Here is a 22,875-nt window from a genome sequence, read left to right on the forward strand (position 1 = left end):
CTCTGTTAAGCGGGCATTAACTATTTTGGATCGTTATTGCTCTCAAAAAAGCTACCCGGGTCGTTCATGTCCGATTCCACATTTTCGTTCTCCGATCCCCGCTCGAGGAGAACGCCTTCTGTTGCACGTGTTTTGGCGCTGGTTGGACTGGCTGCTCTATTGTACGTGGCGCCATATACTGACCGGGTGCCCGCGGACTGGGCGCAGGGCATGATCGTCGTAGGAGTCTCGGTCTTGTTTGCGACATTCTGGATTCTGGTCAGGGGTGTCTTTGCCGACAAAGCCGCACAGCAAACCCTTGATGTGCTGGCTGCTTTTGTAGATCACGACGATTGCGCAAGCATTGTTGCCGATGAAGAGGGCACTGTTCTGGTCGCCAATTCAATTGCGCGCGAACAGTTGAATGCCAGCCCGGAGGCATCGCTGCCCGAGGTTCTGCGCTCGGTCTTCGCCAACCCTTCGAGTCTTCTGCTGCGGTTGCAGACACTGGCCCAAGCAAAAGGCTCAGCGGGTGAAGACATCATCACTGTTGGCGAAAGCGTCCCGGTTTCAGTAGTTCGATTGGAAGATCACTTGTTCTGCTGGCGGTTCAAGCTTGGCCACCAAGGGCAGTGGGACAAAATCGCCCTTCCCGTACTGACCATCGGTCGGTGTGGGCGCCTTTTTCACCTCAATACCGCCGCAAGGGCCTTTTTCGGCACGGTACCGGGTTCGATTGACAATATCTTTCCGAACGGATTGCCACAGGATAGTCAAATCTGCTCGGTCCCTGCTTATGAGGGGAAAACGCGCGTCGCGGTCACTGGCGTATCGGCGTCGGGGGCTGAACGGCACCTCGTTTTGATGCCGGTTTCTCAACCTGTTCATCCGGAGCATGGATCCTCACTTGCCGAACTGCCCGTGCCGATCATTTGCATGACGCCCGAGGGGACCATACTGCAGGCAAACCAGATGGCGTTGGCTCTCTTGGGCAATCTCTGCCTAAACGAGACCAATATCGACCAGATCCTGCAGGGGCTGAACCATCCAATTCTCGAGTGGCTGGCACAAACGGCCTCCGGCGAGGATGTCGCCCGATCCGAATTCCAGCGACTGACCCGCGATGACAAAGAGCTATTTGTTCAAGTCACTTTGGACCGTGTTCAGATCGACGGGAAAACCCATCTTATAGCGGTCCTGAACGATGCGACCGAGTTGAAAACACTCGAGGCGCAGTTTGTGCAGGGCCAGAAAATGCAAGCTGTCGGCCAGTTGGCTGGAGGCGTTGCACATGATTTCAACAACCTTTTAACCGCGATATCCGGTCATTGCGATCTGCTGCTGCTGCGCCATGATCAAAACGATCCAAACTATGGTGACCTGATTCAGATCAATCAGAATGCCAACCGAGCGGCGGCTCTGGTCAGCCAACTTCTGGCCTTTTCTCGCAAACAGACCTTACGGCCCGAAGTGCTGGACGTGCGCGACACCATCTCGGACCTCATCCATCTGCTGAACCGGTTGGTCGGTGAGAAAGTTCAATTGACGCTCAGCCATGATCCTGTCCTTAAGCCTGTGCGCGCGGACAAGCGGCAGTTGGAGCAGGTGTTGATGAACCTCGTCGTCAATGCGCGCGATGCAATGCCGGAAGGTGGAGAGATTCGCATCGAAACCGAAGTGCTTAGCCTTACCGAGCCCTTGCGCCGCGACCGGGCCACCGTACCACCCGGCGATTACATGACCGTAAAGGTGATCGACAGCGGCGTCGGTATTCCCGCCGACAAACTGCAAAAGGTGTTCGAGCCGTTCTACACGACTAAGCGAACGGGCGAGGGCACAGGTCTTGGCCTTTCCACCGTTTACGGGATCGTCAAACAGACGGGTGGATTCATCTTTGTCGACAGCGCTGTCGGTCGCGGCACAGAGTTTTCCCTGCTCCTTCCGGTTGGCGTCGAAGCGAAACCCGCCGAAGAGCAGGCCGAAAATGTGCCGGATTCCAAAACGGCGCGCCAGGGTGAGGGCGTTGTTCTTTTGGTCGAAGACGAAGCACCGGTTCGGGCCTTTGCGACTCGCGCGTTGCGCCTGAAAGGCTATACGGTGCTCGAGGCTGAATCTGCCGAGGACGCCCTGGCCTTGCTGGAAGATGTCGACCTGAACGTAGACGTGTTCGTAACGGATGTGGTCATGCCCGGAATGGACGGCCCGACCTGGGTTGCCAAAGCCATGGAGACACGGCCAGATGTCCGGGTCGTGTTTGTCTCGGGCTATACCGAGGGCGCGTTTGGCGACTCGGGCCCCCAGGTTCCGAACTCGACCTTTCTGCCCAAACCATTCTCTTTGACGCAACTGACTGAGGCCGTTTTTCAGCAGATGAACTGACGCCTATTGCGCCGCGTCATAGACCGCAAAATCGGCCCTAGAATGCTTGCGGTATGCCGTTTCGGTTTCAGAAGTCAGAATTGTCTCTGCGGGGGGCGAGACGTTCTCGCGCCGTAATGAGAAGTCGTAGTTCAATCGGCTTTGCAGGAATTCCACGATTCTGTCCTGATGGTCGTATTTGAAAACATAGCTGGCCCCAACGCCGTTGTTTCGGGGGCGGAAGAACTGACTCTGACTGCCGACATTAGCAAATTCGGGCTGAGGGGTCTGCATATAGGCCTGCACGAACGCGTCAAAGCTGATATCTCGTGTCGAATGAGGATGCCCGAAGCGATCTTCACGCCGACGAAACCTGTACCAACTACCCAGCCAGTCGATGGGTTCACGGACTACGGCCATGATCTCCATCTCCGTGTGGTACATTTTGCGGAACATGTTCTGGATAAAGCGGTCATATCGGCGCACCGGTGCGTGTTTTAGCTCGGGCGGGTGGGTGATCACAAGATCGGCTCGGGCGCGCAACGCGGAGTGATATGCGGTGCTGCCGGTTTTGGGAACAGATAAAAACGCAAGGCGTTCTTTATAGAAAACAAGCATTTAGTGGTTCCATGTCGATCTTTGATAAGATGGCAGATTGGCGTAAACGGATCTTTAACACAATTGTCCAAGAATAAGTTCTGTAAGTTTTAGTTGAAATGTTCTCTTTTTGGTCCCATAAGGAACAAGAGGCGAACAAAGCAGCGATTGCCGCCCGGCAAAGGGTGTGACAAAAGGGAAGGCGACAGGACAATGGCGGATCTTCTGACGATGAGCGACAAGAAAAACGCGGACAAGCAAAAGGCGCTCGATAGCGCGCTGGCCCAGATCGAACGGCAATTCGGTAAAGGCTCGATCATGAAGCTGGGCGAGGATGCCAAGCAGGATATCGAGGCGAGCTCGACCGGGTCTCTGGGTCTGGATATCGCTCTGGGAATCGGCGGTCTGCCGATGGGCCGGATTGTTGAGATTTACGGACCTGAAAGCTCGGGTAAGACCACACTGACTCTGCATTGTATTGCCGAACAGCAAAAACGCGGCGGTGTCTGTGCATTTGTCGACGCAGAACATGCGCTGGACCCGCAATATGCCCGTAAGCTGGGCGTTGATCTGGATGAGCTGCTGATCTCGCAGCCCGATACCGGCGAACAGGCGCTTGAGATCACCGACACGCTGGTCCGGTCTGGCGCGGTGAACATGGTCGTGGTCGACTCGGTGGCGGCGCTGACGCCGAAATCCGAATTGGAAGGCGACATGGGCGACAGCAACGTCGGCGTTCAGGCCCGTCTGATGAGTCAGGCGATGCGCAAACTGACCGGCTCGATCAGCCGTTCGAATTGCATGGTAATCTTCATCAACCAGATTCGGATGAAGATCGGCGTGATGTTTGGCAGCCCGGAAACTACAACGGGTGGTAACGCGCTGAAATTCTACAGCTCGGTTCGTCTGGACATTCGCCGTATCGGCGCGATCAAGGATCGAGATGAGGTGGTCGGTAACCAGACCCGTGTCAAAGTCGTTAAGAACAAGGTGGCCCCTCCGTTCAAACAGGTGGAATTTGACATCATGTACGGCGAAGGCATCTCGAAAATGGGTGAGCTGCTGGATCTTGGCGTCAAGGCCGGTGTGGTCGAGAAGTCGGGTTCGTGGTTCAGCTACGGGGACGAACGGATCGGGCAGGGTCGCGAAAACGCCAAGCAGTATCTGCGCGATCACTCTCGGATCGCTTTGGATATCGAGGACAAGATCCGCGCGGCCCATGGTCTGGACTTCGACATGCCGCCCGGAGCGGCCGAGGATGACGATATCCTCGAGGCCTAAGGAACGCGCGAGAGGGAACACCAGAAATCTCCCGGCGCTCCGACAGTGCTGAGAATAACTTAAACAGGGCGGTCCGTCGGGGCCGCCTTGTTTCGTTTGGAAGGTCAATGCTGTGGACACTCTGCAGGCACGGCGATAAACCTGCGCAGACCATTATGATTGCGCGCTGAGAGAGCCCCATGCCAACGTTGAACGACATCCGATCGACCTTTCTGAACTACTTTGCAAAGCAGGGGCACGAAGTGGTGGCGTCCAGCCCTCTGGTGCCGCGCAATGATCCGACTTTGATGTTCGTGAACTCGGGCATGGTGCAGTTCAAGAACCTGTTCACCGGTGTCGAAACCCGCGACTATCAGCGTGCAACCACCGCGCAGAAGTGTGTGCGAGCTGGCGGCAAGCATAATGACCTCGACAATGTGGGCTATACGGCGCGCCACCACACCTTCTTTGAGATGCTGGGGAACTTTTCCTTCGGTGACTATTTCAAGCACGACGCGATTCCCTTCGCGTGGGAGTTGATCACCAAGGAATTCGGCATCGACAAAAACCGCCTGCTGACTACGGTCTATCACACTGACGACGAAGCCTTTGAAATCTGGAAGAAAGTCGGCGTTCCTGAAGATCGCATCATCCGTATCGCGACCAGCGACAATTTCTGGCAGATGGGGCCGACCGGACCCTGCGGGCCATGCACCGAGATTTTTTATGACCACGGCGATCACATCTGGGGCGGCCCTCCGGGATCGGCCGAGGAAGATGGCGACCGGTTCATCGAAATTTGGAACATCGTTTTCATGCAGAACGAGCAGTTCGAGGACGGCTCGATGGTGGAACTCGACATGCAGTCGATCGACACCGGCATGGGGCTGGAGCGGATCGGCGCGCTGCTGCAAGGTAGCCATGACAACTACGACACCGACCTGTTCAAGACGCTGATCGAGGCCTCCGCGGAGGCGACAGGCGTTGATCCTTACGGGGATCAGAACGTCCACCACCGCGTGATTGCGGACCACTTGCGTTCAACCTCGTTCCTGATCGCTGATGGCGTGATGCCCAGCAATGACGGTCGCGGCTATGTACTGCGCCGGATCATGCGGCGCGCCATGCGTCACGCACACCTTTTGGGCGCAAAGGATCCGGTGATGCACCGACTAGTGCCCTCGCTCGTACAACTGATGGGCGCGCAGTACTCGGAACTGGGGCAGGCGCAGGCGTTGATCGAAGAGACCCTGCTGCTGGAAGAAACGCGGTTCAAGCAAACGCTGGATCGCGGCCTGAAATTGCTCGATGACGAGGTCGCGGGCCTACCGGAAGGTGCGTCCCTGTCCGGTGATGCGGCGTTCAAGCTTTATGACACCTATGGGTTCCCACTCGATCTGACCCAGGATGCCCTGCGGGAAAAAGGCCGGACCGTCGATACTGACGGGTTCGATGCGGCCATGGCAGAGCAGAAGGCCAAGGCCCGCGCAGCATGGGCCGGGTCGGGCGAAGCTGCCGATCAAGCGGTTTGGTTTGACGTGGCCGACAGCGCTGGCGCGACCGATTTCCTGGGCTATGACACCGAAAAGGCTGAGGCTCAGGTCGCGGCGCTGATCGTCGATGGCGCTCTGGTCGACAAGATCGAACAGGGTGGCAGTGGCTGGGTCGTCGTGAACCAAACCCCGTTCTATGGCGAGGCCGGCGGTCAGGTCGGCGACAGTGGTGAGCTACGCCGCCTCGATGCGCGCGAAGAAATTGCGCGCGTTGAAGACACCAAGAAATTCGCTGACGGCAAGGTCTATGCACACAAGGTGACTGTGGACCATGGCACGCTGTCCAAGGGCGACGCGGTCGAGCTGGAGGTGGATCATGCGCGACGTTCGGCCATTCGCGCTAACCACTCGGCCACGCACCTTTTACACGAAGCCCTTCGTGAGACTCTGGGCGACCACGTTGCGCAGCGGGGTTCGTTGAATGCTTCGGATCGTTTGCGGTTCGATTTCAGCCATTCCAAGGCTCTGACGCTGGAGGAAATCCAAAAAATCGAGCGTGAGGTGAACGATTTCATCCGCCAGAACTCGAGCGTAGAAACCCGGATCATGACGCCGGACGACGCACGTGAACTGGGTGCTCAGGCTTTGTTTGGTGAGAAATACGGCGACGAAGTTCGCGTTGTTTCGATGGGTAAGGCGCCGACCGGCAAGGGCCAGGATGGCGAGACCTGGTCGATTGAACTTTGCGGTGGCACGCATGTCCGTCAGACCGGCGATATCGGCACGTTTGTTGTGCTGGGAGACAGTGCAAGCAGTGCGGGTGTTCGGCGGATTGAGGCTCTGACGGGCGATGAAGCCTTCCGCTATCTGTCCGCGCAAGATCACCGCTTGGCACAGATCGCGTTAGAGCTGAAAGCGCAGCCGGATGACGTGGTTGCCCGCGTAAAATCGCTGCTGGATGAGCGGAAAGCCTTGCAAAACGAAGTCTCTCAACTGCGCCGGGATCTCGCTATGGCAGGCGGAGCCGGGCAGGGCGGCGGCGCGGAAGAGACTGAGGTCAATGGCGTCAAGTTTCTGGCCCAGGCGCTCAGCGGTGTGTCCGGCAAGGATCTTCCGGCCTTGATTGACGAGCACAAAAGCCGACTGGGATCTGGCGCGGTTCTGTTGATCGCGGATACAGGCGGCAAAGCGGCTGTCGCGGCTGGGGTCACCGCGGACCTGACCGATAGGGTTTCTGCCGTTGATCTTGTCAAAGCCGCAGTGGTTGAGCTGGGCGGCAAGGGCGGCGGAGGTCGCCCAGATATGGCTCAAGGTGGCGGCAAGGACGCGACCAACGCAGATGCGGCAATCAAAGCCGCCGAACAGGTATTGGAGGGATAAATGGCTGCTCTTTGGATCGCACATGTCACGGTGACTGACACTGAGGCCTATGGAAAATACGCCGAGCTGGCGGGGCCCGCTATCGCTCAACATGGCGGAGAATTCATCGCGCGTGCCGCGCGTTATGTTCAGCTCGAGGGGAAGGAACGTCCGCGCAATGTGGTTGCACGTTTCCCTTCGGTTGAGGCCGCGGTCGAGTGCTATAACTCCGCCGCCTACCAAGAAGCGCTCGATCACGCCCGCGGGGCAAGTGAGCGCGAATTGGTCGTTGTTGAAATCACCGATTGAGAATCAGCTGTTTCAGCCGGGTCGAATTGACGGTTTCGGCGAAAACCAGCACATGAAATTCTGCGCGGCTTCCAGTTCTTTCTTGGAGGCCGTATTGCTTTCAAAAGCAGCATAAAAACAATTAGTTGCGGCGTTTCCGCATTCTGACCCAGTCATAAATGTGGCGGATTGCCCTCAATTCTTGCCCGAAATTGCCGCGGAATGTTACGAATTTCCGCCTTTTTTACCCCTGATCCTCAACATTGATTGCGTCACCAGAGCCACTTGCGGTTAAAGTCGGAAAACTTCGACACCCTGATTGGCCGGACTCACGCGGGCAACATGGATTGAGGAACGGGTATGAAATATTCGGCAGTAGGTTTTTCGGCGGGTCTTCGGTCGGTCGCCAGATTTTCAGGGCGCTCCGTTGGGATTTGCGCTTTGGTCCTGACGTCGTCTTTCACCGCCTCTGTGGCGCAGGCGTCAGAGGGCGCGTTCATCACTGCGATTTCAGCCTCTCCACCACCGTCCGGAGCGCAGCAGCTTTGCCGTCAGTACAGTTGGGCCTGTTCAGGCCAAAGAGCGGCCTCGTTGACGAGCAAGCAGGAAATGCAGATCGTCAAGAGAGTGAACTTGCAAGTCAACGCGTCCACCCGTGCAATTACAGACCAATCGCAATACAGACAGCGTGAGTTTTGGGCCTTGCCGACGACACGCGGCGGTGATTGCGAAGACTTTGCGTTGTTGAAAAAGCGGAACCTGATCAAAGCAGGAATTGATCCGAGCAAGCTTTTGATTGCGACTGTTCTGGATACGCGTCGGAACGCGCATGCTGTGTTGGTCTATCGATCAGCTCAGGGAGATCTGGTTCTGGACAACCTGACAAACAGCATCAAACCGTGGAAAGCGACCCGGTATCTGTTTCTGAGGATGCAAGACCCAAAGCGGCCGCGCCGTTGGGTTGGGGTTTACGGGAATAGTTGACCAAATCTACAGTCTGATGAGGTAAGGGCGCCTGCTTGGGCGCCCTTTTGGATTCTCGCAGTGCACAACAAACCTGCAGTTGGAATTGTGTTCTAAGCAGGATCAAAAACCTCAGAATTTGTTATGTGACGTCGCCACCTTTGCCGTCGTCGCCACCTTTGCCGTCGTCGCCACCTTTGCCGTCGTCGCCACCTTTGCCGTCGTCGCCACCTTTGCCGTCGTCGCCACCTTTGCCGTCGTCGCCACCTTTGCCGTCGTCGCCACCTTTGCCGTCGTCGCCGCCTTTGCCGTCGTCGCCACCTTTGCCGTCGTCGCCACCTTTGCCGTCGTCGCCGCCTTTGTCATCGGGACCGCCATCGTCACCCGGAGGATTTCCAGACGGACCACTCGTAGTACCGGGATTTCCATCAGGTTTGCCATCCCCGGATCTTTGATCAGCGAACCCTGTGGATGCGGTCGGCAAGTCCGAAAGCAGCGCGGCCAGTTGCGGGCATTCCGCGCCGGTACGGGCCAGGAAGTTGCCGAAATCGGCGCGACGCTGAATGTAGCGGATCATACCCGATGTGACGGCGTCACATTCGCAGAGGATCTCGGGCGAGCTTGCTGCCTGACGTGCCGTTGAGACGGTACATGCGGCTTGTGCGGCTGTAACGCCTACCATTTGAACGGCAACAGCTGCGGCGATTACTTTTAGTTTGCTGGAATGGATGCCCATGATGGAACTCCTCGGTACTCGTTAATCTCTGCGTCGAACTTATGCATCAAAACCAAATGGGCTTGTATGAACGACGTCACACTTTGAACAAGATTACACCTTTTTAAGGTCGAACTTGCAAGTTGGCGCCCACTTGGCGAGATTGCCAAAGGACCGAAAAAAACGCAAAAATCATTAAAAACCAATAAGAAAGGCCAGCCGAGGGCTGACCTTTCCTAGAATACCATTTTTCAGGATTGAGGAAATAATGTCACAAAAATGGCATTGTTTCCCAATCGAGAACGGCGTTTTATCCGGCTTTCGCCATCCGTTTCCGCTCATGCGGGTCAAGGAATCGCTTGCGAAGACGGATTGCGTTGGGCGTCACCTCGACCAGTTCGTCGTCATCAATATAGGCGATGGCTTCTTCCAGCGAGAACTGAATGTGGGGCGTCAGGCGCACCGCGTCGTCCGAGCCGCTGGCCCGCACGTTGGTCAGCTTCTTGCCCTTTAGCGGGTTCACTTCCAGATCGTTGTCGCGGGAATGTTCACCAATCACCATGCCCTGATAGACATCAGTCTGAGGGCCAACGAACATGCGGCCACGCTCTTCGAGGTTCCACAGGGCGTAAGCGACGGCCTGGCCATTCTCCATCGAGATCAGAACGCCTGCGCGACGGCCTGGGATCTGACCTTTATGTGGGGCCCAGCCATGGAACACGCGGTTCAGAACGCCGGTCCCGCGGGTATCGGTCAGGAACTCTCCATGATAGCCGATCAGGCCACGGGACGGCACATGCGCGATGATCCGGGTCTTGCCGGCGCCGGCGGGGCGCATCTCGACCAGTTCGCCCTTACGCGCACCGGTGATCTTTTCGATGACTGCTCCCGAGTATTCGTCATCCACGTCGATCGTGACTTCTTCGACGGGCTCCAGCCGTTGACCGTCTTCCTCGCGGAACAGAACCTGCGGACGAGAGATGCTGAGCTCGAACCCTTCGCGGCGCATGTTCTCGATCAGAACGCCCATCTGCAATTCGCCTCGACCGGCCACTTCGAACGCCTCGCCGCCGGGCGTGTCAGTGATGCGGATCGCGACGTTCGACTCTGCCTCTTTCATCAGGCGGTCGCGGATGACGCGGGACTGCACCTTTTTGCCGTCACGACCAGCCAGAGGCGAGTCGTTGATGCCAAAGGTCACGGTAATGGTCGGCGGGTCGATGGGCTGAGCGGGCAGGGCCTCTTCAACCTGCGGCGCCACTAGCGAGTCTGCGACGGTGGCTTTGCTCATACCTGCGATGGTCACGATGTCACCGGCCTCGGCCACATCGATCGGCTGTTGGGCCAGACCGCGGAAGGCCAGAATTTTCGACGCCCGGAAATTCTCGATCAGCGAGCCATCGCGGCTGAGTGCCTTGAGACTGTCGCCCGCTTTCAGAGTACCGCTTTCCACACGACCCGTAAGAATACGGCCGATGAACGGGTCGCTGCCCAAGGTGGTTGCCAGCATGCGGAACGGCTCGTCCTTCTTTTCGGCCTGTTTCGGCGCAGGCACGTGATCGACGACCAGATCAAAAAGCGCTGTCAGGTCCTTGCGCGGCCCATCCAGCTCCATATCCGCCCAGCCTGAACGGCCCGAGGCATACATGGCCGGGAAGTCCAGTTGATCATCATCTGCGCCGAGGTTGGCAAAGAGGTCGAAACACTCATCCAAAGCACGGTCGGGTTCAGCATCGGGTTTGTCGACCTTGTTCAGGACCACGATGGGGCGCAGGCCCAATGCCAGCGCCTTGGAAGTCACGAATTTGGTCTGAGGCATCGGGCCTTCAGCCGCATCAACCAATAGGACAACACCGTCCACCATGCTTAGGATGCGCTCAACCTCGCCGCCAAAATCGGCGTGGCCGGGGGTGTCGACGATATTGATGCGCGTGCCTTTCCATTCGACCGAGGTCGCCTTGGCCAGAATGGTAATGCCGCGCTCGCGTTCAAGATCGTTGCTGTCCATGGCGCGTTCCGCCACGGCCTGATTTTCCCGGAACGCGCCGGATTGTTTGAGCAGCTCATCCACCAGGGTCGTTTTACCGTGGTCCACGTGAGCGATGATTGCGATATTGCGCAGGTCCATGAGAGGTCAGCCTTTGAACGGGAAGTTGCCCGGCGCATAACGCGGCTTGACGCAATATACCAGCCCAAACCGGCGTTCAGTGGCCTGCGGTCTTTGAAAACAGATGAATGATCAGGATTCCGGCCAATATCAGGGTCAGCCCGATAACCGCCCACAGGTCGAGCTTTTGCCCAAACACCACAAAGCCGATGATTGCGATGAAAAAAATCCCAAGCCCGGACCAGATCGCATAGACGATGCCCACTGGCATGTATTTCAACGTCAATCCCAACAGGTAAAACGCCACTCCGTAAGCAGCTACGACCAGAACCGAAGGCCAGAAGCGCGAGAATTGCTGACTGGCCTGCAAGGCCGTTGTGCCTACGGTTTCGGCAAAGACGGCCATCAGCAGGATCAGGTAGGCTTTGGGCATGATCTCAACCTCTTGCATTCAAATCACGCGCGAATTCTCAACACGAAAAAGGCTGCCCCGGCAAGCACATTCGGTTGCTGGGGTGCGTGACACCACAAGATAAAGGTCGGGTATACCTGACTACGATCTGATCACAATTTATGCAAATAACAGAACAGTATTTGTTGATTTGTTTTCGAGTTTTTCAATGACTGTGTTTATTAAATACGTCGTTTTTGCTTCGACTCTTATTGCGGCGCTAGGGTGGCTTGCAGACGGGGGGTCCGTCAGTTCTGATGCAACCCAATTGTTAGTTGGCTTCTTTGTTTTGTAGTTTTGGCGTTAATCAAGATCCAAGCAGGGAAAAGGGCCGTTTTTGGCCCTTTTTCTTTTGCCTAGCCCCTCGCTGAAACCGTGAAGTAATCTGCCAAATACGGTTGCAACCAATCCCAAAGACCGGGCGCACCGCGTTCGATGGCGGGCCGTACCCGCGCTTCGATCTGAGGGTAGGTCACGGCATAGTCCACCCACGAGCCGCCGCCCGTTTCAAGATTGGCAATTGGAGTCTGAAACCGGTCAACAGCCTTGGCAAACCGCGCATCTGCAGAGTTGGCACTCTCAAACTCATGCCAGAGATCGGAGAATGCCTGCGTCTGATCTTGGGGCAATAATCCGAACAGGCGTCGGGCTGCGGCCTCTTCCTTTTCGGCTTGGGCGGCGTGATTGACCTGACCGTGGATTGGGTGATCTCCGGCATCTATCTCGACGATATCGTGAAGCAGCAGCATTTGCAGGACACGGTCCAACTGTGCCTCTGCGTCGGAGTGTTCCGCCAGAACCCATGCGTACAGCATGATGTGCCACGAGTGCTCGGCCGAGTTTTCGAACCGATCAGTCGCCATGAGGCGCGATGCGCGCATGACGGATTTCAACTGATCTGCCTCAACCAGAAACGTCAGCCGTTGGGTGAAGCTGTTATCCTCGGTCGGTGCTTCCGACAATAACGCAACCGCGTGTTCATAGGCTTGAGGCAGCGCCTCACTCAGATAAGCCGCGCGCCCGGTCGCGAGGTTCTCACGGGCGATCTCAATATGGTCGGGCCGTTTAGGAGAAGCATACAGCACCTGAAACAGAGGCTGACACCGGTCGAGCATTTTGGCGAACTTGGCGTCGGGCGTCTGATCCGCTTCGAATTCCGTCCAGAGGTCCAGAAAAATCCGGGCCTGGTCTGGCGGCAATAGTCCGAACAAGTCCAGAGCCGCGGCGTGTTCAGCCTTGGCGACGCTCTGCCAGTCGGTCTCGAGATGGATTGGGTTGTCGCCCACAATGATCTCGACCAGATCATGCAGCAACAACATGCGGATGGCTCGATCAATCGACACGTCCGGCCCTGCCAGAGGTCCCATGACCAGCGCCCAAAGCGCAAGATGCCAGCTGTGTTCTGCAGAATTTTCCGGGCGAGACTGATCCAGCAGGGTGTTTGCCCGATCCACCGTCTTCAACCTGTCCGCTTGTTTCAGAAACGCGATTTGCGCGGACAGTCGATCATTCATTGTTTTTCAATCGCTTTCAGCTTGGAGCGGTGATCTGTCAGACGTTTGATCACGAATTGGCGGGCCTGGCGTTCAGACAGGCGCACGCGGATCTCGGTCAGAAAGGCCTCTTCCAGAGATTGGGAGGAGGCTGCAAGCAGGTTGCCGACCTCCATGTAAAACCGGTCATCGCCGGTTTCGTCCATGACCTTCAATGTATCCTCGGCCAGTTTCGCAGCGAGGGTATTGATGGTGTCTGTCATCAGCGCGTGTTCTCAGTCAGGCGTCGTTTTACATAGTCGCTGACATCGGTGATGAGCGTATCCATGTGCTGATCCTGGAAGAAATGATCCGCGCCTTCGACCTCATTATGAGTGATCGTGATGCCCTTCTGCTCATGCAACTTGTTGACAAGCGCAGTTGTATCCGCCGGAGGCGCCACGCGGTCGGACGAGCCATTGATGATCAGACCCGAAGACGGGCAGGGGGCGAGGAACGAAAAGTCGTACATATTCGCCGGGGGTGACACGCTGATGAAACCGGTGATTTCCGGGCGGCGCATCAACAACTGCATTCCGATCCAGGCACCGAAAGAGAAGCCAGCAACCCAGCAATGCTTGGAGTTGTTGTTCATCGACTGCAGATAATCTAGTGCCGAGGCGGCATCGCTCAACTCGCCCACACCCTGGTCATACTCGCCCTGGCTGCGGCCTACACCGCGGAAGTTGAAGCGCAACACGGTGAAGCCCATGTTGTAGAACGCGTAGTGCAGATTATAGACCACCTTGTTGTTCATGGTCCCGCCGAACTGAGGATGCGGGTGAAGCACGATGGCGATCGGTGCGTCTTTTTCCTTTTGCGGGTGGTAGCGGCCTTCCAGGCGGCCTTCGGGTCCGGGAAAAATCACCTCGGGCATGTGTGCTTTGGTCCTGTCTTTATCTTGGGCGCCGGGAAATACTTGACTGTATTCGTTGGGCACCTTAGAACGGTTCTAAATGTGATATCCTGCGCAACGCGCTGTCAGTCGGAGATACGCACTGGCGGCGGCGGCGTCAATGATTTCGCGTCCAACTTGCCGAAGGGAAATGACAATGAAGCTGTCGACAAAGGGCCGGTATGCCATGGTGGCGCTGGCGGACATTGCGCTGCAGCCCTCGGACAAGATCGTGACACTGGGTGAAATCTCGGAACGGCAGGATATCTCGCTGCCGTATCTGGAGCAGTTGTTCGTGAAACTGCGCCGGGCCGAGCTTGTGACATCTACGCGTGGACCGGGTGGGGGATATCGTCTTGCACGGCAGCCGTCGGAGATCCGCGTTGTCGAGATTCTGTCCGCCGTAGATGAGACGGTGGATGCAATGGCCAAGGGGGCCGGGGCCTCGGGCGCGTCCTCCGGCAGCCGGGCGCAATCCCTGACGAACCGTCTTTGGGAAAGCCTCAGCGCACATGTCTATGTGTTCCTGCATCAGACCCGTCTGTCTGACGTGATCAAGAACGACCTCGCGCCCTGTCCGGCGGTTCCTAACCTGTTTGCTGTTGTGGACGAGTGATCCGTAGCCTCTGAGTACAAGTTTCAGAAATATCTGGGAAAATATGACTCCATGAATCGTGTTTATCTCGATCACAACGCCACCACGCCTTTGCGGCCCGAAGCGCGGGACGCAATGATCGCGGCAATGGATGTCTGCGGGAACCCATCGTCGGTCCATGCCGAGGGGCGCGCGGCGAAGGCTTTTATCGAACGCGCACGGGCGCAGGTGGCATCGGCTTTTGGGGCTGATGGTGCGGATATCGTATTTACCTCAGGTTCGACCGAAGGCGCCGCTTTGGCTTTGGCGGGTCGAAATCTGCACGGTGCATCAATTGAGCATGACGCGGTAAGAGCGTGGATTGCCGAGGATATCTTGGTTTCTTCGGACGGGATGGCCACTGTGAACGAGCCAGCGAATGCGACGCTGCAAGTTGCGAACTCGGAAACGGGTATCGTGCAGACGCTACCGAAGGGGCTGGCGGTGACCGATGCGACCCAGGCATTTGGCAAACTGCCGATTGCTTTCAATTGGATGGACGTTCAGATGGCGCTAGTGTCTGCGCATAAACTGGGTGGGCCGAAAGGGATCGGAGCTGTTGTGATGAAACGCGGCACGGACCTGCCTGCTCAGATCAAGGGCGGCGGGCAAGAGATGGGCCGGCGCTCTGGAACCGAAAACGTCATTGGAATCGTGGGGTTCGGAGCCGCTGCTGAAGCAGCAGCCCAAGATCTTGCCAATGGTGTTTGGGAGCAGGTCGAAGAATTTAGAAATATTCTAGAAAACGCCCTTGAGGCTGGTGAAAGATCACCTATTTTTGTCGGGAAAGACCAGACTCGCCTGCCAAACACGTCATGTTTCGCGTCGCCCGGCTGGAAGGGTGAAACGCAGGTCATGCAGATGGACCTGTCTGGTTTTGCGGTCAGTGCGGGCTCGGCCTGTTCAAGCGGAAAGGTCCGCGCCAGCGCTGTTCTGACTGCGATGGGATTTGATGAGGGGACGGCAGCCAGCGCAATCCGCGTGTCGCTGGGACCTCGGACTACCAAGGAAGATGTGCTGCGTTTCGCCGAAACGTGGCTTGAGAAAGAGAAAAAGCATCACGCGCGGGCCGCGTGATCTGACGGAGGGTAAACAATGGCCGCTTTGGACCAGACCCAGGTAAAAGAGGGTGTCGATCAGGAAACCGTGGATGCGGTACGCGAGGTCAGCACTTATAAATACGGCTGGGAAACCGAGATCGAGATGGAGTATGCGCCGAAGGGCGTTAACCCGGATATCGTTCGACTGATCTCGGAAAAGAACGAAGAGCCCGAATGGATGACCGAATGGCGTCTGTCGGCCTTCGAGCGCTGGACCAAGATGGAAGAGCCGAAATGGGCCATGGTCAACTACCCTGAGATCGACTTTCAGGACCAGTATTACTATGCCCGTCCGAAATCCATGGAAGAGAAGCCCAAATCCTTGGATGAGGTCGACCCCAAGCTTCTGGCCACTTACGAAAAGCTGGGTATCCCTCTGAAAGAACAGATGATTCTGGCAGGTGTCGAAGGCGCCGAGGATATGCCCGCAGAGGGTCGTAAAGTGGCCGTCGACGCCGTGTTTGACTCAGTTTCCGTTGGTACAACTTTCCAAGCCGAGTTGAAGAAGGCCGGCGTTATCTTCTGCTCGATCTCGGAAGCGATCAAAGAGCATCCTGAACTGGTGAAGAAATATCTGGGCACCGTGGTTCCGGTGTCGGACAACTTCTATGCCACGCTGAATTCGGCTGTGTTCTCGGATGGCTCGTTCGTCTATATCCCGCCGGGCGTCCGCTGCCCGATGGAACTAAGCACCTATTTCCGTATCAATGCGGAGAACACCGGCCAGTTCGAGCGTACCTTGATCATCGCCGATAAAGGCAGCTACGTCAGCTACTTGGAAGGCTGCACCGCACCTCAGCGCGACACCGCGCAACTGCACGCGGCTGTGGTCGAGATCATCGTCGAAGAAGACGCCGAGGTGAAATACTCGACCGTTCAGAACTGGTTCCCCGGGGACGAGAACGGCAAGGGCGGTATCTATAACTTCGTGACCAAGCGTGCCGATTGCCGTGGGGATCGCTCCAAGGTGATGTGGACGCAGGTGGAAACCGGCTCGGCCGTGACGTGGAAATACCCGTCCTGCATCCTGCGTGGTGAGGAAAGCCAGGGTGAGTTCTACTCGATCGCGATTGCCAACAACTATCAGCAGGCCGACACCGGCACCAAGATGGTTCACCTGGGCAAGAACACCAAATCGCGCATCGTCTCCAAGGGCATCAGCGCGGGCAAGGCGCAGAACACCTATCGTGGTCTAGTCTCGATGCACCCGAAGGCCAAAGACAGCCGCAACTACACCCAATGTGACAGCTTGCTGATCGGTGACAAATGCGGGGCGCATACAGTGCCGTATATCGAGGTCAAAAACAACTCGAGCCGCGTCGAGCATGAGGCGACGACCTCGAAAGTGGACGACGATCAGCTGTTCTACTGCCGTCAACGTGGCATGGACGAGGAAGAGGCCGTGGCGCTCGTCGTCAATGGATTCTGCAAGGACGTTCTGCAGGCGCTGCCGATGGAATTTGCGATGGAGGCCCAGCAGTTGGTGGCCATCAGTCTCGAAGGGTCTGTGGGTTAAACCCAAGCTTCTCTGAAATCAGAATTTACGCGGGGGCCGCGCGCCCTCTTGCGATACGCAAAAGGACAAAACATGCTGGAAATCAAGAACCTGCACGTACAGCTTGAAGAAGAAGACAAGCAAATTCTCAAAGGCGTTGACCTGACAGTCGAGGCTGGAAAGGTGCATGCGATCATGGGGCCAAACGGCTCGGGCAAGTCCACGCTCAGCTATGTGCTGTCAGGGCGCGATGGCTATGAGGTCACCGAAGGCTCGGCCACTCTGGACGGTGAAGACCTGCTAGAGATGGAGCCGGAAGAGCGCGCCGCAGCTGGTGTGTTCCTCGCCTTCCAATACCCGGTTGAGATCCCGGGCGTCGGCAACATGACCTTCCTGCGAACCGCTGTGAACGCGCAACGCAAAGCGCGCGGGGAAGAGGAGCTATCGGCCGCGGACTTCCTGAAACTCGTGCGCGAAAAGGCGAAATCGCTGAAGATCGACGCGGATATGCTGAAGCGTCCGGTCAATGTCGGTTTCTCGGGCGGTGAGAAAAAGCGCAATGAGATCCTTCAGATGGCGATGCTAGAGCCCAAAATGTGCATTCTGGACGAGACCGACTCGGGCCTCGACGTGGATGCGATGAAGCTGGTCTCCGAAGGCGTGAACGCGCTGCGGGATGAGGGCCGTGGTTTCCTGGTCATCACCCACTACCAGCGCCTGCTGGACCACATCAAACCGGATGTCGTTCACATCATGGCCGATGGGCGTATCGTGAAATCGGGCGGTCCTGAGCTGGCGCTGGAAGTTGAAAACAACGGCTACTCCGACATTCTTGCCGAGGTGAACTGATGGCCTTACCGCAAGCAAAACAGACCGCAACCGAAGAGCGTCTGACCTCACTGACGATGCCTGATCCCGGCTGCACCAAGGCCGCGCGCCAAGGGGCTTTGGCCCGGGTGCGCGAAATGGGGCTGCCAAGCCGTCGCGATGAATACTGGAAATACACGCGTCCGGATACGCTGGTCTCGGCCGATGCGCCCAAGGCTGCCATTTTCGACTCGGGCGAGCCGATGGTGTTCAACGATGTCGATCGGCTGCAGATCGTGTTCGTCGATGGTGTGTTCGATGCCGAAGCCTCGGATGATCTGAGCCTCGAAGGTGTCAAGATCGACCGGCTGGAGGATATCTGCTGCAAGGATATCCACTGGGCCAAAGATCTTTACGGCAAGCTCGAAGAGCGGGGCCAAAGCCCGGTTCAGCGCCCTCTGGCTGCTTTGAACACCGCATTCGCGACCGACGGTGTTGCCATCCATGTGACCGGCAAGCCGTCTAAGCCAATCAATCTGGTGTATCGTCACGAGTCGGAAGACTCGGACGCGATCCTGCACCACGTTATCCGTGTTGAAAGCGATGCCGAGGCCACGATCCTCGAAAATGGTCCCGCCGCGTCGCGCTTCAACAAATGCATGGAGATCGACATCGCCGATAACGGGACCTTGCACCATGTCCGGGCGCAGGGCCGCGATCACGAACGCCGGGCCGCGACCCATATGTTCACGCGACTCGGTCAGGAATCGACTTACAAGTCGTTCACTCTGACAGCCAATGGCGTGCTGACTCGTAACGAGCAGGTGGTTGAACTGACCGGTGATGACGCCGTAGCCCATGTGGCCGGTGCTTGCGTCGGGGACGGTGATTTTCACCATGACGACACCGTTTTTGTCACCCATGACGCGGTGAATTGCGAAAGCCGTCAGGTGTTCAAGAAGGTCCTGCGCAACGGCGCGACGGGCGTGTTCCAAGGCAAGATCCTTGTGAAGGAAGGCGCGCAGAAAACCGATGGCTACCAGATCAGCCAGTCGCTTTTGTTGGACGATGACAGCCAGTTTCTCGCCAAGCCCGAGCTTGAAATCTACGCCGATGATGTCGCCTGTTCGCACGGGTCGACCTCGGGCGCGATTGATGAGACCGCTTTGTTCTACCTGCGCTCGCGCGGGGTTCCGACGAAGGACGCCACCAATATGCTAACGCTTGCTTTCCTTGCCGAGGCGGTGGATGAAATCGAGGACGAGACACTGGCCGAAGAGATCGTGACCCGTCTGGAAGGCTGGCTTTCGCGTCACAGCTAATATGCCGGTCTCATCAGATATCGTTGCCACATACCGGGGGCCGGGGCGCGTTGTGCGCCGGCTTCTGGATATGGGGCCGCGCGAAGACCGAGCGCTGATTTTCGTCATGGCCTTTTGCGTGGTGTCTTTCATCGCGCAGATGCCCAGCTTAGCCCGCCGCGCGCATCTTGAGCAGGTCGAGTTGAACATACTTCTGGGCGGAGCGCTTTTGGGCTCGGTCTTCATCCTGCCGTTGTTCTTTTACACGCTGGCTTTGGTGTCGCATTGGGCCGCGCGTCTGGTGGGCGGGCAGGGAAGTGCCTATGGTGCCCGATTGGCATTGTTCTGGGCGCTCCTGTCTTCGGCGCCTTTGGTTTTGCTTAACGGACTGGTCGCCGGGTTCATTGGCCCCGGTCCGACTCAAACTTTGGTCGGATTGATTTGGGTTGCCGTTTTTGTCTGGTTCTGGTTATCCGGATTGCGACAAGCACAAAGGTCGGCTGAATGACTATACCCCCCCTGGGCCCGCTGGCGAGCCTGACGCTCAGAAAACCTGCCGAAGCGGCGCGACAGATTTTAGCCCTCAACCCGGGGCGAGAGGTTTTGTGGCTGGCGTTTTTTCTGGCCGTTGTCCTCAATTGCATAGCGCAGATGGGCATAGATCTGTCGATCGCTGCATCGGGTGGCCCAACTGTATCCCAATCGATCCCGGTTGTGCTGATCCGATCCGCAGGAACGATGCTGTTCAGCATTCTGGCCTTTCTCTATGTCGGGCGTTTTCTGGGCGGAACGGGGCGTTTTGAAGATCTGATGATCTTGACGATCTGGCTGCAGTTTCTGCAAATCGCAGCACTGGTCGCGACCCTCGCGCTGAGCTTGATCACGGTCGCTTTTTTGGCCCCTCTGATCCTGGCAACGGCCATCTACAGCCTCTACATAACGCTTCATTTTCTGAATGAGGCACACAAGTTTGGATCTCTGGGCAAGTCCTTTGGCGTCATATTGTTGACGGCGTTGCTGGCGGTACCTTTTGTCCTATTTCTCAACCCGTTGGGTCCTGTCTAGAAAGATCTCTCATGTACGATGTGCAGAAAATCCGGTCTGATTTCCCGATCCTGTCGCGGCAGGTGAACGGCAAACCCCTGACATATCTGGACAATGGCGCGTCGGCGCAGAAACCTCAGGTCGTGATTGATGCCGTTACGCGCGCCTATGCCGAGGAATACTCCAACGTGCATCGCGGGCTTCACTACCTCTCGAACCTCGCGACCGAGAAATATGAGTCCGTGCGCGGCACCGTTGCGCGCTTTCTAGGTGTTGCGGATGAGGATGAGATTGTTCTGAACTCCGGCACGACCGAGGGGATCAATCTGGTCGCCTATGGCTGGGCCATGCCTCGGCTTGAAGCGGGGGATGAGATCGTCCTCAGCGTGATGGAGCACCACGCCAACATCGTGCCCTGGCATTTCCTGCGCGAGCGTCAGGGCGTGGTACTGAAATGGGTCGATGTAGATGCAGACGGCGGGCTTGATCCGCAGGCTGTGATTGACGCGATCGGCCCCAAGACAAAACTGGTCGCGGTCACGCAATGTTCGAACGTGTTGGGCACCGTGGTCGACGTGAAGACCATCACCGAAGGCGCGCATGCCAAGGGCGTGCCGGTCTTGGTTGATGGCAGCCAAGGTGCCGTTCATATGCCGGTCAACGTGCAGGATATCGGCTGTGATTTCTATGCCATTACCGGGCACAAACTCTATGGCCCATCCGGTTCCGGTGCGATCTATATCAAATCCGAACGAATGGCCGAAATGCGCCCCTTCATCGGCGGCGGCGACATGATCAAAGAGGTCAGCAAGGATCAGGTCATCTACAATGATCCACCGATGAAGTTTGAGGCTGGCACGCCGGGCATCGTACAAACTATCGGTCTCGGGGTGGCCCTGGACTATATGATGGATCTGGGGATGGCGAACATCGCCAACCATGAAGCGGGTCTTCGCGATTATGCCATGCAGCGTTTGAATGGTCTGAACTGGCTACAGGTTCAGGGCACACGGCCTGACAAGGCCGCGATCTTCAGCTTCACGCTGGATGGGGCAGGGCATGCGCATGATGTCTCGACGATTCTCGACAAGAAAGGCGTCGCTGTTCGCGCCGGTCACCATTGCGCCGGCCCTTTGATGGATCACCTTGGTGTTACGGCCACCTGCCGCGCCAGCTTTGGCCTCTATAACACCACGGATGAGGTCGACACCCTGATCGACGCGCTTGAACTGGCGCATGATCTCTTCGCCTAAATCTCGGCCGAGCCGGTCCGTTTTCCAGTTGCACCCGGCTCGGAACAAGGTTAGCTAACGGCCAAGGCACCTGTAGCTCAGCTGGATAGAGCGCTGCCCTCCGAAGGCAGAGGCCAGAGGTTCGAATCCTCTCAGGTGCGCCACTTCTCACAGACTTGATGATTTGTTCAGTCCCACCGTCGTGGTCGTTGTATCCGCTAGATGTTTGAATTGGAGAATATCTTTGGCCTGAACAAGCTAGAGAAACGTTGGGTGATTGGCTCTGCAACAAACAAAAGCCGCCAATTGCAGCAGCCTGTTCCAGCAGAATTCGAGTTTTGCAACAACACTCAGGCAGACCTAATGGCCTGCCATATACATCTCAGTAAACGAGAGCCCGCTTAGCCGCGCCAACTACGAACGACGCCGCAATCCATGTGGACGAAGTTCGAGCGGTAGTATTGTCCAACACCGCCTGCACGACAGGACATGGCCGCTTTGGCCATCTGCGAAACCGAGCGGGATGCGAGGCGCAGGTCAGCCGCCTGTCCCTGCATGTGAAGCGAGTTCCGCGCCACCCGGCGCGATTTGGACCGCAGCATGGCGTTGGTTTGTGGCGAGCGATACCCCGAAAGGAGCATATAGGGCTCATCAGCATCCAAAAGGTTGTGAGACGCCGCCATGATGTCGATTGTACGCAGATCCATCGCTTTCGACTGATCAGTCCGCCAGTCACGCATGAAATGATTCACTTCTTTCACGGCGTCTTTGATGTATTTGCCGTCAACCCAGTAAACCATGTCAATCCGCTCACCCGTGCGACCGGAATACATGCGAATCCGGCGGATATCACCACCGCCACGAAGGAAACCTGCTGCGTTGGAAAAAGTCGGTGCTGCCGCCACGGCCGTTGCCGCGAATGCGCCCAGAAGGGCACGACGGGTAATGCCCGAAGTACTGCTCTTGGTCATTTTTGTTTCGTCCCGTACTGTTCCTGCCTGCGCACGATGTTACGCGCGCTGTCTTAATATTTTCCCATCCCAGATGGCGAATGTATGGCACAGTTGGAATCGTCGGCCAAGAAGTCTTTGGAATGCACCCTTGTTAGGGGGAATTTTCGGCAGTTTTTTGCGCAGGTGATGCAAATGAGTCATTTTATTGAGCAACTGAGTGTTTTCGGCATCGGGTAGATGCAAACGCGCATCAGGGCGCAAAAGAAGAAAATAGGTAAGGTATTTGTGAATAGACAAGCCCAATGGCTGAAA

The 22,875-nt window shown here is 56.9% G+C and carries 21 protein-coding genes and 1 tRNA gene; 14 read left to right on the forward strand and 8 right to left on the reverse strand.

What is annotated here, in order from left to right; genetic code table 11:
• Positions 1 to 66: 66 nt before the first annotated feature.
• Complete coding sequence (locus ACRZ95_RS00640) at positions 67 to 2,358, forward strand: PAS domain-containing hybrid sensor histidine kinase/response regulator (RefSeq protein WP_170676026.1); 2,292 nt, start codon at positions 67 to 69, stop codon at positions 2,356 to 2,358.
• A 3-nt stretch (positions 2,359 to 2,361) separates the two neighbouring features.
• Here ACRZ95_RS00640 and ACRZ95_RS00645 read toward each other — a convergent pair whose 3' ends face one another.
• Positions 2,362 to 2,955: a sulfotransferase family protein gene (locus ACRZ95_RS00645; protein WP_170676027.1), complete on the reverse strand. Its 594-nt coding sequence runs from the start codon at positions 2,953 to 2,955 to the stop codon at positions 2,362 to 2,364.
• Positions 2,956 to 3,147: 192 nt separating this feature from the next.
• On the opposite strand from ACRZ95_RS00645, the gene recA reads away from it, so the two are divergent.
• The 4 genes from recA (at position 3,148) to ACRZ95_RS00665 (ending at position 8,318) form a co-directional block, all read left to right on the forward strand.
• Positions 3,148 to 4,215, forward strand: a complete 1,068-nt coding sequence (gene recA / locus ACRZ95_RS00650; RefSeq protein ID WP_170373677.1) for a recombinase RecA — start codon at positions 3,148 to 3,150, stop codon at positions 4,213 to 4,215.
• Between the two features lie 179 nt (positions 4,216 to 4,394).
• Positions 4,395 to 7,067 carry an alanine--tRNA ligase gene (gene alaS / locus ACRZ95_RS00655; RefSeq protein ID WP_170676028.1) on the forward strand — a complete coding sequence of 891 codons (2,673 nt, stop codon included), beginning with the start codon at positions 4,395 to 4,397 and terminating at the stop codon, positions 7,065 to 7,067.
• Positions 7,068 to 7,355, forward strand: coding sequence for a DUF1330 domain-containing protein (locus ACRZ95_RS00660; protein ID WP_170638730.1), 288 nt, complete (start codon positions 7,068 to 7,070; stop codon positions 7,353 to 7,355).
• A 339-nt stretch (positions 7,356 to 7,694) separates the two neighbouring features.
• A complete protein-coding gene (locus ACRZ95_RS00665) occupies positions 7,695 to 8,318 on the forward strand; it encodes a transglutaminase-like cysteine peptidase (protein ID WP_170676029.1) in 624 nt (207 codons plus the stop codon).
• Between the two features lie 121 nt (positions 8,319 to 8,439).
• On the opposite strand, the gene ACRZ95_RS00670 is transcribed toward ACRZ95_RS00665, so the two are convergent.
• The 6 genes from ACRZ95_RS00670 to ACRZ95_RS00695 all read right to left on the reverse strand — a co-directional run bounded on the left by ACRZ95_RS00670 (position 8,440) and on the right by ACRZ95_RS00695 (position 13,979).
• Entirely contained in the window at positions 8,440 to 9,033 is a 594-nt protein-coding gene (locus tag ACRZ95_RS00670) for a hypothetical protein (protein WP_480554375.1), read from the reverse strand.
• A 289-nt stretch (positions 9,034 to 9,322) separates the two neighbouring features.
• Complete coding sequence (gene typA, locus ACRZ95_RS00675; protein WP_170548782.1) at positions 9,323 to 11,140, reverse strand: translational GTPase TypA; 1,818 nt, start codon at positions 11,138 to 11,140, stop codon at positions 9,323 to 9,325.
• Between the two features lie 76 nt (positions 11,141 to 11,216).
• Positions 11,217 to 11,552, reverse strand: coding sequence for an SMR family transporter (locus tag ACRZ95_RS00680; RefSeq protein ID WP_170676030.1), 336 nt, complete (start codon positions 11,550 to 11,552; stop codon positions 11,217 to 11,219).
• A 374-nt stretch (positions 11,553 to 11,926) separates the two neighbouring features.
• Positions 11,927 to 13,084 (reverse strand): HD domain-containing protein, encoded by a 1,158-nt coding sequence (locus ACRZ95_RS00685; RefSeq protein ID WP_170676031.1) that lies wholly within the window; start codon positions 13,082 to 13,084, stop codon positions 11,927 to 11,929.
• Positions 13,081 to 13,326, reverse strand: coding sequence for a hypothetical protein (locus ACRZ95_RS00690; RefSeq protein ID WP_170373684.1), 246 nt, complete (start codon positions 13,324 to 13,326; stop codon positions 13,081 to 13,083). Before ACRZ95_RS00690 ends, ACRZ95_RS00685 begins: the two co-directional genes overlap by 4 nt.
• Complete coding sequence (locus ACRZ95_RS00695; RefSeq protein ID WP_170373685.1) at positions 13,326 to 13,979, reverse strand: alpha/beta hydrolase; 654 nt, start codon at positions 13,977 to 13,979, stop codon at positions 13,326 to 13,328. Before ACRZ95_RS00695 ends, ACRZ95_RS00690 begins: the two co-directional genes overlap by 1 nt.
• 175 nt (positions 13,980 to 14,154) lie before the next feature.
• Here ACRZ95_RS00695 and iscR point away from each other — a divergent pair, with 175 nt between their 5' ends.
• The 9 genes from iscR to ACRZ95_RS00740 all read left to right on the forward strand — a co-directional run bounded on the left by iscR (position 14,155) and on the right by ACRZ95_RS00740 (position 21,774).
• On the forward strand, positions 14,155 to 14,613 hold the full coding sequence (gene iscR / locus ACRZ95_RS00700; RefSeq protein ID WP_170373686.1) for a Fe-S cluster assembly transcriptional regulator IscR: 459 nt from the start codon (positions 14,155 to 14,157) through the stop codon (positions 14,611 to 14,613).
• Between the two features lie 51 nt (positions 14,614 to 14,664).
• Positions 14,665 to 15,708: a cysteine desulfurase family protein gene (locus tag ACRZ95_RS00705; protein ID WP_170676032.1), complete on the forward strand. Its 1,044-nt coding sequence runs from the start codon at positions 14,665 to 14,667 to the stop codon at positions 15,706 to 15,708.
• 18 nt (positions 15,709 to 15,726) lie between these two features.
• On the forward strand, positions 15,727 to 17,247 hold the full coding sequence (gene sufB, locus ACRZ95_RS00710) for a Fe-S cluster assembly protein SufB (protein ID WP_170373688.1): 1,521 nt from the start codon (positions 15,727 to 15,729) through the stop codon (positions 17,245 to 17,247).
• A 72-nt stretch (positions 17,248 to 17,319) separates the two neighbouring features.
• Positions 17,320 to 18,075: a Fe-S cluster assembly ATPase SufC gene (gene sufC, locus ACRZ95_RS00715; RefSeq protein WP_170373689.1), complete on the forward strand. Its 756-nt coding sequence runs from the start codon at positions 17,320 to 17,322 to the stop codon at positions 18,073 to 18,075.
• The gene (gene sufD / locus ACRZ95_RS00720; protein WP_170676033.1) at positions 18,075 to 19,355 is read left to right on the forward strand and encodes a Fe-S cluster assembly protein SufD; all 1,281 of its coding nucleotides are present in this window, start codon (positions 18,075 to 18,077) and stop codon (positions 19,353 to 19,355) included. The genes sufC and sufD overlap by 1 nt, the downstream gene beginning before the upstream one ends.
• Position 19,356: 1 nt before the next feature.
• Entirely contained in the window at positions 19,357 to 19,842 is a 486-nt protein-coding gene (locus ACRZ95_RS00725) for a YIP1 family protein (protein WP_170676034.1), read from the forward strand.
• Complete coding sequence (locus ACRZ95_RS00730) at positions 19,839 to 20,399, forward strand: YIP1 family protein (RefSeq protein WP_170676035.1); 561 nt, start codon at positions 19,839 to 19,841, stop codon at positions 20,397 to 20,399. The genes ACRZ95_RS00725 and ACRZ95_RS00730 overlap by 4 nt, the downstream gene beginning before the upstream one ends.
• Before the next feature lie 11 nt (positions 20,400 to 20,410).
• Entirely contained in the window at positions 20,411 to 21,631 is a 1,221-nt protein-coding gene (locus ACRZ95_RS00735; protein WP_170676036.1) for a cysteine desulfurase, read from the forward strand.
• A 66-nt stretch (positions 21,632 to 21,697) separates the two neighbouring features.
• Positions 21,698 to 21,774, forward strand: a tRNA-Arg gene (locus tag ACRZ95_RS00740).
• A gap of 237 nt (positions 21,775 to 22,011) precedes the next feature.
• Here ACRZ95_RS00740 and mepK read toward each other — a convergent pair.
• Positions 22,012 to 22,581 carry a peptidoglycan L,D-endopeptidase MepK gene (mepK, locus tag ACRZ95_RS00745; RefSeq protein ID WP_170676037.1) on the reverse strand — a complete coding sequence of 190 codons (570 nt, stop codon included), beginning with the start codon at positions 22,579 to 22,581 and terminating at the stop codon, positions 22,012 to 22,014.
• Between the last annotated feature and the right edge of the window lie 294 nt (positions 22,582 to 22,875).

It is taken from the genome of Ruegeria sp. AI3 (assembly GCF_056541245.1).

What these genes read in the sequence shown, in the direction of transcription:
- ACRZ95_RS00640 (WP_170676026.1), top strand. Translation starts at nt 67, where the DNA reads ATGTCCGATTCCACATTTTCGTTCTCCGATCCCCGCTCGAGGAGAACG.
- ACRZ95_RS00645 (WP_170676027.1), bottom strand. Translation starts at nt 2,955, where the DNA reads ATGCTTGTTTTCTATAAAGAACGCCTTGCGTTTTTATCTGTTCCCAAA.
- recA (WP_170373677.1), top strand. Translation starts at nt 3,148, where the DNA reads ATGGCGGATCTTCTGACGATGAGCGACAAGAAAAACGCGGACAAGCAA.
- alaS (WP_170676028.1), top strand. Translation starts at nt 4,395, where the DNA reads ATGCCAACGTTGAACGACATCCGATCGACCTTTCTGAACTACTTTGCA.
- ACRZ95_RS00660 (WP_170638730.1), top strand. Translation starts at nt 7,068, where the DNA reads ATGGCTGCTCTTTGGATCGCACATGTCACGGTGACTGACACTGAGGCC.
- ACRZ95_RS00665 (WP_170676029.1), top strand. Translation starts at nt 7,695, where the DNA reads ATGAAATATTCGGCAGTAGGTTTTTCGGCGGGTCTTCGGTCGGTCGCC.
- ACRZ95_RS00670 (WP_480554375.1), bottom strand. Translation starts at nt 9,033, where the DNA reads ATGGGCATCCATTCCAGCAAACTAAAAGTAATCGCCGCAGCTGTTGCC.
- typA (WP_170548782.1), bottom strand. Translation starts at nt 11,140, where the DNA reads ATGGACCTGCGCAATATCGCAATCATCGCTCACGTGGACCACGGTAAA.
- ACRZ95_RS00680 (WP_170676030.1), bottom strand. Translation starts at nt 11,552, where the DNA reads ATGCCCAAAGCCTACCTGATCCTGCTGATGGCCGTCTTTGCCGAAACC.
- ACRZ95_RS00685 (WP_170676031.1), bottom strand. Translation starts at nt 13,084, where the DNA reads ATGAATGATCGACTGTCCGCGCAAATCGCGTTTCTGAAACAAGCGGAC.
- ACRZ95_RS00690 (WP_170373684.1), bottom strand. Translation starts at nt 13,326, where the DNA reads ATGACAGACACCATCAATACCCTCGCTGCGAAACTGGCCGAGGATACA.
- ACRZ95_RS00695 (WP_170373685.1), bottom strand. Translation starts at nt 13,979, where the DNA reads ATGCCCGAGGTGATTTTTCCCGGACCCGAAGGCCGCCTGGAAGGCCGC.
- iscR (WP_170373686.1), top strand. Translation starts at nt 14,155, where the DNA reads ATGAAGCTGTCGACAAAGGGCCGGTATGCCATGGTGGCGCTGGCGGAC.
- ACRZ95_RS00705 (WP_170676032.1), top strand. Translation starts at nt 14,665, where the DNA reads ATGAATCGTGTTTATCTCGATCACAACGCCACCACGCCTTTGCGGCCC.
- sufB (WP_170373688.1), top strand. Translation starts at nt 15,727, where the DNA reads ATGGCCGCTTTGGACCAGACCCAGGTAAAAGAGGGTGTCGATCAGGAA.
- sufC (WP_170373689.1), top strand. Translation starts at nt 17,320, where the DNA reads ATGCTGGAAATCAAGAACCTGCACGTACAGCTTGAAGAAGAAGACAAG.
- sufD (WP_170676033.1), top strand. Translation starts at nt 18,075, where the DNA reads ATGGCCTTACCGCAAGCAAAACAGACCGCAACCGAAGAGCGTCTGACC.
- ACRZ95_RS00725 (WP_170676034.1), top strand. Translation starts at nt 19,357, where the DNA reads ATGCCGGTCTCATCAGATATCGTTGCCACATACCGGGGGCCGGGGCGC.
- ACRZ95_RS00730 (WP_170676035.1), top strand. Translation starts at nt 19,839, where the DNA reads ATGACTATACCCCCCCTGGGCCCGCTGGCGAGCCTGACGCTCAGAAAA.
- ACRZ95_RS00735 (WP_170676036.1), top strand. Translation starts at nt 20,411, where the DNA reads ATGTACGATGTGCAGAAAATCCGGTCTGATTTCCCGATCCTGTCGCGG.
- mepK (WP_170676037.1), bottom strand. Translation starts at nt 22,581, where the DNA reads ATGACCAAGAGCAGTACTTCGGGCATTACCCGTCGTGCCCTTCTGGGC.